This window comes from Bacillus sp. 7705b (assembly GCF_002289525.1).
Taxonomy (GTDB): Bacteria; Bacillota; Bacilli; order Bacillales; family Bacillaceae; genus Bacillus; species Bacillus halotolerans.
Genome location: NZ_NSDH01000041.1, coordinates 1 through 8,490, shown reverse-complemented (window position 1 = coordinate 8,490; position 8,490 = coordinate 1). Strand labels below are relative to the sequence as shown.

The window sequence follows — 8,490 nt, the reverse complement described above, 5'->3', positions numbered from 1 at the left end:
TATAAAAGTGTTTTGATCCCTGTCTCAAAAACGGGGGTCAGTCCCATGCTTCAAGGCTGTTTTTTATTCATTATTTATCCTTCACGCGTTTGATTTCAATATCTTTCAAAAGATCCATGACAACATGACCGCCCATAATCAATCCCGCAACTGACGGCACAAAAGCATTAGAGGACGGCGGCATTTTGGCTTTGCGGATTTTCGCATCGTCATTTCCGACTTCTTTTCTGACGTCTTCCCGGATTACAATCGGGCTTTCATCGGAGAAAATCACTTGAACGCCCTTTTTGATGCCTTCTTTACGGAGTCTCGTACGAACTACCTTTGCAATTGGGTCAGTATGTGTTTTAGAAATATCTGCAATTTGGAAACGTGTCGGGTCTGTCTTATTCGCCGCACCCATACTGGAGATCAGCGGAATATCCCGTTTCAGACATTCTTTCATTAAATGGATTTTATAATGAATGGTGTCTGACGCATCAATCACATAGTCAAGGTTATACTCAAAGAATTGCTCATACGTTTCTTCCGTATAGAACATTTTTAACGAAATCACTTCACACTCGGGGTTAATGTCTGCAATACGCGCTTTCATTAAATCCACTTTCGGCTGACCGACAGTTGAAAGAAGAGCGTGAAGCTGACGGTTTACGTTTGTGATGTCCACATCATCCTTATCAACAAGCAGGATGCGTCCAACGCCTGAACGTGCAAGCGCCTCCGCTGCGAACGATCCGACGCCTCCAACTCCAAGCACAGCAACCGTGCTGTTTTTCAGCGTTTCAAGGCCTTCTTTTCCGATAGCTAATTCATTGCGTGAAAACTGGTGTAACAAGAACCTCACTCCACATTCGTAATCTGGTTTTCATATGATAAATGGCTATTACAGAAACAGCCGTTTTTTCTGCGCATAAAAAATAAAGTCCCAATTGTGCCGTTGCAGCTTTCCTTTGTTTTGAACCCGCTCTCAGCAGGTGGGTGCCCTCTTTTAAATCTTGTAAGTCCTCTTTACCGAATGAAAAGAGGCATGTACGCCATTTAAAAATGCGGGCTCCCAAATCAAAAAAATGTTCGGTCAAAACTAGGTGTACAACTAACACATCAGGACTTTATTTAACTTGTCAAAATCATATCACAGACGATTTTGATTTTCAAGAATCGAACTGCACATTCAGTTCTTTACTTTTGATTTAATAGAAAGGTGAAGTTCATCAAGCTGCGCGTCGCTTACTTCTCCCGGCGCATCTGTCATCAGACAGCTTGCACTTGCCGTTTTCGGGAAAGCGATCGTATCTCTCAGATTCGTACGGCCGGCAAGAAGCATCACGAGACGGTCTAAGCCAAGCGCGATTCCGCCGTGCGGAGGAGCGCCGTATTCAAATGCCTCAAGAAGGAATCCAAACTGTTCTGCTGCTTCTTCTTTTGTGAAACCAAGCAGTGCAAACATTTTTTCCTGAATATCCTTTCCGAAAATACGGATCGAACCGCCGCCAAGCTCATAGCCGTTTAAGACGAGGTCATAGGCTTGTGCTTTCATGTCCTCAGGCGCTGTTTCAATCAGCTCAAGGTCTTCACGGACAGGCATTGTAAACGGATGGTGCGCTGCGTAAAAACGGCCTTCCTCCGCATCATGCTCTAAGAGCGGCCAGTCAATAACCCATAAGAAGTTGAAGAGGTTTTCATCAATGAGTCCCCGTTCTTTCCCAAGCTTTAAGCGCAGGGCTCCGAGTGATGCGGCAACAACTTCGAATTTATCCGCTCCGAACAGCAGCAAGTCACCCTCAGCGGCATTAAGTGCTTCAATCAGCTTAGACTGCTTTTCATCATCAAAGAATTTGGCGATCGGGCCTTTCACTCCGTCCGCTTCGACCTTCACCCAAGCAAGTCCTTTCGCTCCGTAATTTGCGGCAAACGCGCCTAGAGCATCGATGTCTTTTCTTGAGTAATCGCCTGCCCCGCCTTTTACGTTGATGGCTTTGACTACACCGCCGTTTGCCACAGCTGATGAGAACACCTTAAATTCAGTATCTTTTACAATGTCAGATACATCTGTCAAAAGCATGTCAAAGCGAGTATCCGGTTTATCAGAACCGTATTTGTTCATCGCCTCGTCATACGTCATTCGAGGCAGAGGAAGCTTGAGTTCCACACCTTTCGTTTCACGCATAATCTTTGCCATCATATCCTCAGCCAATGACATAATGTCTTCCTGGCTCATAAAGGACATTTCAATATCGATTTGCGTAAACTCAGGCTGGCGGTCCGCACGCAAGTCCTCATCACGGAAACAGCGGGCAATCTGATAATAGCGTTCAACGCCTGAGACCATCAGAAGCTGTTTAAATAGCTGCGGAGATTGAGGCAGCGCATAGAATTCACCTTCGTGCACACGGCTCGGCACCAAGTAGTCACGTGCCCCCTCAGGTGTGCTTCCTGTTAAAATCGGCGTTTCAATATCAAGAAACCCTTTTTCATCTAAAAAGCCCCGAGCAGCTCTCGTCACGTTATGGCGCAGCTGGATCGTTTGAAACATAGCCGGTCTGCGCAAATCTAAGTAACGGTATTTTAAACGCACGTCCTCTGATACATCATCCGCTTGATCAGAAATGGCAAACGGAGGCGTCTTCGCAGCACTCAATACAGTCACTGCATCAGCGTGAATTTCAATCGCGCCTGTTTTCAAATTCTTATTCACTGTACCTTCTTCGCGCGCAACCACTTTTCCTTGAATATCAAGTACGTATTCGTTTCTGATGCCTTCCGCAATAGCAAGCGCTTCTTTTGATACATCAGGGTTAAAAACGACTTGAACAATTCCCGTACGGTCACGCAAGTCAATAAAAATCAATCCGCCGAGGTCCCGTCTTTTTTGGACCCAGCCTTTCAGCGTTACAGATTCACCAATTGCTTTTTCAGTCATTTCGCCGCAATAATATGTTCTTCCAAACAATGCGTTCCACTCCTTATCCCTTTTGGTTTGCTTTCATCACATGTATCAATTCATCAAGAGCCACTTCAATCTGTTCGCCTGTTTTTGCATCCTTTACATTGATTTTGTTTTGAGCAAGCTCATCCTCTCCCAAAATCGCAATAAATCTGGCGTTGAGGCGGTCAGCTGTTTTAAACTGGCCTTTCATTTTCTTATTTTCGTAATCAATTTCACTGGAAATGCCTGCTTCTCTCAGTTTGTACACCAACGAAACGGAATAATCCTTCGCTTTTTCGCCAAGCGTCACGATATAGCAGTCAATCCCCTGATCAACAGGCAGTTCTCTTTTTTCAGCATCAATTGCGGCAAGCAGGCGTTCAATGCTCATCGCAAATCCGATGCCGGGCGCTTCTGGTCCGCCGATTTGCTCGACCAATCCGTCATAGCGGCCGCCGCCGGCAAGCGTTGTAATCGCGCCAAAGCCTTCCGCATTGCTCATGATTTCGAATGCGGTATGATTATAATAATCCAGTCCTCTCACAAGGTTAGGATCAATTTCATAAGAAATGCCGAGATCGTTTAAATATTGCTTCACTTTTTCAAAATAAGCGGCTGATTCTTCATTTAAGTAGGTAAGAATAGAAGGTGCCGATTTCATCAGCTCATGATCCCGGTCCTTTTTACAATCCAAAATTCTGAGCGGATTGGTGTGCAGACGTGACTGACAGTCTGAACAAAATTCCTCGATGCGCGGCTCAAAGTGTTTCACGAGCGCTTCTCTGTAGCTTTTGCGGCTGTCCCGATCGCCAAGACTGTTTATCACAAGCTTGACGTTTTTCAAGCCGGCCTTCTGATAAATACCCATTGCCAGCGCCATTACTTCAGCATCTATTGCAGGGTCTTTCGAACCAATCGCTTCGATTCCAAACTGATAAAACTGGCGGTAACGGCCTGTCTGCGGACGTTCGTAACGGAACATAGGGCCGACATAATACAGCTTTGTCGGCTGAACAGGATTCGCAAATAATTTATTTTCATTAAAAGCGCGAACTGCTGCAGCAGTTCCCTCGGGGCGAAGCGTCAGGCTTCTGCCTTTGCGGTCCTGGAAGGTGTACATTTCTTTTTGTACAATATCCGTAGACTCTCCGACGCCTCTGGCGAACAGTTCTGTATGCTCAAAAATCGGCGTGCGGATTTCTTTATATTGATAAGTTCGGCAAGTGTCTCTCATGATTTGTTCAACATACTGCCAGCGCTCTGATTCTCCGGGCAGAATATCTTGTGTTCCTCTTGGAATGTTATATCCCATGTGTAGACCTCCTTATGTATCCCTTATAAAATATACATTTATCGTCAATGATGAAAAATAAAAAAACTCCCGCCCCTACTATACACATATAGTAGGGACGAGAGTTATACCCGTGGTGCCACCCTAGTTGGAATATTTTCGTATTCCCGCTCGATCCTTTAACGCAGGTTCACGTTCACTGCCTAATGACGGTATCACGCGTTCAGCAGGAAACCTCCGGAGTGTTGTTTCGAGAAAGACGCAATGGGAGCCGCTTTCAGCCTGGGGCGGTTCCTCTCTAGCCATGCAATCTGACCTACTCTTCTCCATTATTGGTTCAGTTTAATTATTATTTATTATGTACTCGATTTCTATTATAATAATGGCATTGCTGTACTCTGTCAAGCTTTATTCCGGTTGTTTTTTTGCTGTGATGCTTCTTTGGACATAAGACCAAATTCCGTTGCGGTTTCAGTGAGATAACCGATTGTATCAGGATCGGCATGATCACTGAAATGCAGGTTTCCTTCGCCGTCGTGAAATGCACGTCCCATTTTTGGATGATATTTCATGATTTGCACACCTTTTTCATTGGATTTATGCCTAGTATAAACAAATCATTTTATTTTTATTTAAAAATCAGAAAGGACTTTACGATATTAAGAAAGAATGCTTTTTTTTATGATCATTAGAAAGGAGGACACAATGAGCAAGAAACACTTTGTCCTTATTGTATGTATTATCGTCGCCGGGTCGCTTTTCCCGCCTTTTTCTGCCGTTACAGCCGCTCAGGGAGAAGCGGTCATCGCAACAGATGAAATGAACGTCAGAAGCGGCCCGGGGCTTAGCTACGGCATCATGGCGGAGGTGAAAAAAGGAGAACGCTACCCCATCTTGAAAGAAGACGGAGACTGGGTGCAAATACAGCTTGGTTCCGGAGATAAAGGGTGGGTTGTCTCCTGGCTTATTACTAAGGAAAAACAGTCAGGCACAAGCTCTACAGACAGCAGTGAAACCGTAACATCAACAGATCCCGATTTACGGATGAGAACAGGCCCTGGTACTTCATACGAAGTCATCGGCAAATTCCCGCAGGGCAGCCAAGCCGCAGTGATTGACAAGGATTCCGGCTGGATCAAAATATCATATCGAAATTCCACCGGATGGGTATCTTCCGAATACGTCACTTCAGGCAGCGGCAGTTCAGCGTCTGAGGAAAGTGATCAGACAGAATCATCTGGTTCAACAACGGGCACGGTTGGCGTTTCTTCACTGAATGTCAGAGGGTCCGCCTCACATGATGCAGCGATTATTACAAAACTCTCGCGAGGAACGAAACTTACAATCCTCGAAGAGAAAAACGGCTGGCTCCATATTGAAGTGAATGGGCTAAAAGGCTGGGTCGCAAGCCATTACATTGTGACCAGTTCTGACCCAGCTGAAGATTCAGCTGATGTCAGAAGTTCAGACAGTACAAAAAAAGCCTATATCGTATACGGAGGAACGAATTTAAGAAGCGATGCTTCAACATCAGCTTCTATCGTTAAACGCGCAGCCAAAGGCGATGCGTACTCCATTACCGGATCAAAGGGCAGCTGGTATGAAGTAAAACTTGACAATGGGCAGACCGCTTATGTCGCCAACTGGGTGGTACAGACGTCTAAAAGCGCTGAAGAATCCGGAGAGCCGCCTGTCGCTGATTCCGCTTCCGGAAGCGGGTCGCTGAAAAACAAAGCGATTGTTGTCGATCCGGGGCATGGAGGAAAAGACAGCGGAACAATCGGCTATTCAGGCCAATTCGAGAAAAAACTGACGATCAAAACGGCGAAACTGTTGGCCAGCAAACTTAGATCAGCAGGAGCAGACGTGTATGTGACACGGCAGGATGATACATTTGTCAGCTTACAGTCACGAGTCTCGACGTCTCACTACCGCAATGCAGACGCCTTCATCAGCATTCATTACGACAGCTTTGCGGATACTTCTACAAGGGGAAGCACAGCTTATTACTACAGTCCTGCAAAGGATCAGGAACTGGCATCAGATGTACACTCTGAAGTGGTTAAGCGATCTTCAATTCCTGACCGCGGCGTACTGTTCGGAGATTATTATGTGCTCCGTGAAAACAAACAGCCCGCTATGCTGTACGAGCTAGGATATGTAAGCCATCCGCAGGAAGAAGCCATTGTACATAGCAATTCATATCAAGAAAAAGTAACAGACGGAATTGAGAGCGGATTGGAGAAATATTTTCAATAAAAAAAGCTGCCTTTTGGCAGCTTTTTTATTTTGAATCCATAATCAAAGTAACCGGTCCGGAGTTAGTGAGCTTTACATCCATCATGGCGCCGAATTTACCGGTTTCTACTTTGATTCCTTTTTCACGAAGCAGATCATTCCATTTTTCATAAAGGCCCAAAGCCTTATCAGGTTTTGCGGCGTTCATGTAGTTCGGGCGCCGTCCTTTTCTTGTATCTCCGTAAAGCGTAAACTGTGAAACAGACAAAACCTCTCCGCCTGTATCCAGAAGCGACAAATTCATTTTTCCATCACTGTCATCGAAAATGCGAAGATTCACCACTTTATCCGCTAAGTAAGCGGCGTCCTCTTCTGTATCATCGTGAGTGATGCCGACCAGGACCATAATGCCTTGTCCAATTTGGCCGATCACATCTCCATCAACGGTTACGCTTGCTTCTGTTACTCGCTGAACGACTAATTTCATTTTCTGACTCCTTTAATTCATGACGCGGCGCACAGAATATATATCCCTTATTTGCTTAATGCGCTCGACGACTTTATGCAGATGATTGATGTTCTGGATAAAAATAGCCATATGAATGGTTGCCACTTTGTTGCGATCCGATTTGCCAGAGACAGAAGAAATATTTGTTTTCGTTTCATTCACTGCCTGAAGCACCTCGTTAAGCAATCCGCGGCGGTCATACCCAAGAATCTCGATCTCAACATTGTATTCCTTGCGTTTTTGTACCTGTGACTCATGTTCCCACTCTACGGGGATCAGCCGCTCCTGCGCTTCATTCGTTTTGACATTCGGGCAGTCGTCGCGATGGACGGAAACCCCTCTGCCTTTTGTAATGAAACCGACAATATGGTCACCAGGCACAGGATTACAGCATTTCGATAAACGCACAAGGAGATTGTCGATCCCCTTGACGCGAACGCCAGCTTCCCGCTTTCTTCCTTGCGGATACGGTTTAGGCTCCGCAGCGACATCCTGAACAATTTTTTCTTGTTCTTCCTGATCGCGCTGTTTTCTTTCTTTTTCCGTCAGCCGGTTCGCCACCTGCAGGGCTGTGATGCCATTGTAGCCGACCGCTGCGTACATGTCTTCTTCATTTGAGAAATTAAATTTATCTGCAACTTTTTGGATGTTCTCCGGTGTCAGGACGTCCTTCACTTCAAAGTCCAGATTTTTAATTTCTTTTTCAACCAATTCACGGCCTTTTTCGACATTTTCTTCGCGCCGCTGTTTCTTAAAGAATTGACGGATCTTATGCTTCGCCTGTGAGGTTTGAGCAAGCTTCACCCAATCCTGACTCGGACCATAGGAATGCTTGGAGGTGAGAATTTCAACGATATCACCTGTCCGAAGCTTATGGTCAAGGGTCACCATTTTTCCGTTGACCTTCGCACCGATTGTTTTATTGCCGATTTCAGAGTGAATCCGGTAAGAGAAATCAATCGGGACAGAACCGGACGGAAGCTCGATGACATCTCCTTTTGGCGTAAAGACGTACACCATATCCGAGAACAAATCGATTTTGAGCGATTCCATAAATTCTTCGGCATCTGTTGATTCATTTTGGAATTCCAAAATTTCGCGGAACCATGAAAGCTTTTTCTCAAATGTTGCGCTTTCACTCGCTGCTTTTCCTTCTTTATAAGCCCAGTGAGCCGCAACCCCATATTCCGCGATTTCATGCATTTCAAAGGTGCGGATCTGCACTTCCAGCGGGTCGCCTTTAGGCCCTATAACTGTTGTATGAAGCGATTGATACATGTTCGGCTTCGGCATTGCGATATAATCTTTGAACCTGCCGGGCATCGGCTTCCAGCATGTATGAATAATGCCGAGCACCGCGTAGCAGTCCTTTATACTGTTCACGAGAATCCGGACAGCAAGCAGATCATAAATTTCATTGAATTGCTTATTTTGCAGCACCATTTTTCTATAGATACTGTAAATATGCTTCGGCCGGCCTGAGAAGTCAGCCTTGATGTTGACTTCTTCGACACGTTTTTTCACCTC

7 protein-coding genes, 1 other RNA gene and 1 other annotated feature are annotated in these 8,490 nt (G+C 45.4%); of the genes, 1 reads left to right on the top strand and 7 read right to left on the bottom strand.

Translation table 11 applies throughout. The annotated features are described in order from the left end of the window. Positions 1-70: 70 nt before the first annotated feature. The 5 genes from CJU60_RS16225 to CJU60_RS16205 all read right to left on the bottom strand — a co-directional run bounded on the left by CJU60_RS16225 (position 71) and on the right by CJU60_RS16205 (position 4,789). Complete coding sequence (locus CJU60_RS16225) at positions 71-835, bottom strand: tRNA threonylcarbamoyladenosine dehydratase (protein ID WP_059293512.1); 765 nt, start codon at positions 833-835, stop codon at positions 71-73. 83 nt (positions 836-918) lie between these two features. After that, positions 919-1,111: non-coding RNA, 6S RNA (ssrS, locus tag CJU60_RS16220), on the bottom strand. 60 nt (positions 1,112-1,171) lie between these two features. Beyond that, positions 1,172-2,950 (bottom strand): aspartate--tRNA ligase, encoded by a 1,779-nt coding sequence (gene aspS, locus CJU60_RS16215; protein WP_095714309.1) that lies wholly within the window; start codon positions 2,948-2,950, stop codon positions 1,172-1,174. A gap of 13 nt (positions 2,951-2,963) precedes the next feature. Beyond that, entirely contained in the window at positions 2,964-4,238 is a 1,275-nt protein-coding gene (gene hisS / locus CJU60_RS16210; protein ID WP_024122316.1) for a histidine--tRNA ligase, read from the bottom strand. A 90-nt stretch (positions 4,239-4,328) separates the two neighbouring features. Next, positions 4,329-4,559: a binding site (T-box leader), on the bottom strand. A 59-nt stretch (positions 4,560-4,618) separates the two neighbouring features. After that, positions 4,619-4,789: a YrzK family protein gene (locus CJU60_RS16205; RefSeq protein WP_010335119.1), complete on the bottom strand. Its 171-nt coding sequence runs from the start codon at positions 4,787-4,789 to the stop codon at positions 4,619-4,621. Between the two features lie 133 nt (positions 4,790-4,922). On the opposite strand from CJU60_RS16205, the gene CJU60_RS16200 reads away from it, so the two are divergent. Continuing rightward, positions 4,923-6,476: an N-acetylmuramoyl-L-alanine amidase family protein gene (locus tag CJU60_RS16200; RefSeq protein ID WP_095714308.1), complete on the top strand. Its 1,554-nt coding sequence runs from the start codon at positions 4,923-4,925 to the stop codon at positions 6,474-6,476. A gap of 25 nt (positions 6,477-6,501) precedes the next feature. On the opposite strand, the gene dtd is transcribed toward CJU60_RS16200, so the two are convergent. After that, positions 6,502-6,942: a D-aminoacyl-tRNA deacylase gene (dtd, locus tag CJU60_RS16195; RefSeq protein ID WP_010335121.1), complete on the bottom strand. Its 441-nt coding sequence runs from the start codon at positions 6,940-6,942 to the stop codon at positions 6,502-6,504. 12 nt (positions 6,943-6,954) lie between these two features. After that, positions 6,955-8,490, bottom strand: a 1,536-nt coding sequence (gene relA / locus CJU60_RS16190; protein ID WP_095714307.1) for a GTP diphosphokinase, incomplete at its 5' end; no start/stop codon positions are given.

Excerpts from the sequence above, each read along its gene's own strand:
- hisS (WP_024122316.1), bottom strand. The coding sequence starts at position 4,238 with ATGGGATATAACATTCCAAGAGGAACACAAGATATTCTGCCCGGAGAA.
- CJU60_RS16205 (WP_010335119.1), bottom strand. The coding sequence starts at position 4,789 with ATGAAATATCATCCAAAAATGGGACGTGCATTTCACGACGGCGAAGGA.
- CJU60_RS16200 (WP_095714308.1), top strand. The coding sequence starts at position 4,923 with ATGAGCAAGAAACACTTTGTCCTTATTGTATGTATTATCGTCGCCGGG.
- dtd (WP_010335121.1), bottom strand. The coding sequence starts at position 6,942 with ATGAAATTAGTCGTTCAGCGAGTAACAGAAGCAAGCGTAACCGTTGAT.